Source organism: Leisingera sp. F5 (assembly GCF_001593695.1).
This window is the reverse complement of sequence record NZ_LUKH01001264.1, coordinates 1-1,148: the sequence shown is the minus strand read 5'-3', so window position 1 is coordinate 1,148 and position 1,148 is coordinate 1. Positions and strand designations below refer to the sequence as shown.

Below are 1,148 nucleotides of genomic sequence, written 5' to 3'. Positions count from 1 at the left end.
CCTGATCAATTGCCAGAATATAGGTCATCGGCTGCCCTCCAGTCTCCTCTGACCGGGGACAATAAACGCAAAGGTGCTACCGCTACCAGCCCCTACTAATAATTTAGTTTCAAGACTTCGATATTGTCGATCAGACGGATGCCATCCATCCAGGCCGCCGCCAGCAGGCGAGCAGGACGGGTTGGAGTGTCCAGCGCCTCCAGCGTTTCGGCGCAGCGCAGGTCGAAATATTCCACGTCGCCGAATCCCGCCTCTGCCAGCGCCTGGCGCGCGGCGGCCTCAAGCGGTGCCCAGGGGCTTCCCGCCGAAGCCTTGGCGGCGGCCTCGCGCATTGCCGCATTCAGCGCCGCGGCCTTGGCCAGCCCGTCCTTTGGCAGCAGCAGATTGCGCGAGGACATCGCCAGCCCGGAAGCTTCCCGCACGGTTGGACAGCCGACCACCTCGATCGGGATGTCCAGATCCCGCGCCATGCGGGTCACCACCATCAGCTGCTGGTAGTCCTTCTGGCCAAAGAACGCTTTGTCGGCGCTGGTCTGCAGGAACAGCTTGGCGACCACCGTTGCCACTCCGTCGAAATGGCCTGGGCGGAAGGGGCCTTCCATCACGTCCGTGATGCTGCCGCCGACCAGGACGTTGGTGGCATAGCCGTCCGGGTAGATCTGGTCCGGGTCCGGAACATAGATCAGATCAACCCCCAGATGGGCGAGCTTTTGCGCGTCGTCAGTTTCGGTCCGGGGATAATTCTCCAGATCTTCCGGCTTGTTGAACTGCTTTGGATTCACGAAGATTGTCACGATCACCCGGTCGCAGGCCTGTTTGGCCGCTTCGGCCAGCGACAGATGGCCCGCATGCAGCGCACCCATGGTCGGCACCAACCCGGTGGTTTCGCCGGCGCGGCGCCATTCGGCTGTCTTGGCGCGCAAATCAGACAGGCGGCGCAGGATCGGAGCAGTCATTTCGGAGGTCATCCTTTGGAAGGCGCCTGATCGGCAAACACATGCTCTGCCGCAGGGAAAGAGCGCGCCCGCACTTCAGCAGCGTATTCGGCGATGCCTGCTTCGGCCAGCGGGCCAAGGTCAGCGTAGCGTTTCACGAATTTCGGTTTGAAGGCGGTGAAGAAGCCCAGCATGTCGTCAACCACCAGGATC

2 protein-coding genes are annotated in these 1,148 nt (G+C 62.1%); both read right to left on the bottom strand.

The annotated features are described in order from the left end of the window. Positions 1–95: 95 nt before the first annotated feature. On the bottom strand, positions 96–956 hold the full coding sequence (gene panC / locus A2I95_RS40660) for a pantoate--beta-alanine ligase (RefSeq protein ID WP_291737980.1): 861 nt from the start codon (positions 954–956) through the stop codon (positions 96–98). A gap of 8 nt (positions 957–964) precedes the next feature. Continuing rightward, positions 965–1,148, bottom strand: a 184-nt coding sequence (locus tag A2I95_RS40655) for a 3-methyl-2-oxobutanoate hydroxymethyltransferase (protein WP_291737979.1), incomplete at its 5' end; no start/stop codon positions are given.

What these genes read in the sequence shown, in the direction of transcription:
- panC (WP_291737980.1), bottom strand. Translation starts at nt 956, where the DNA reads ATGACTGCTCCGATCCTGCGCCGCCTGTCTGATTTGCGCGCCAAGACA.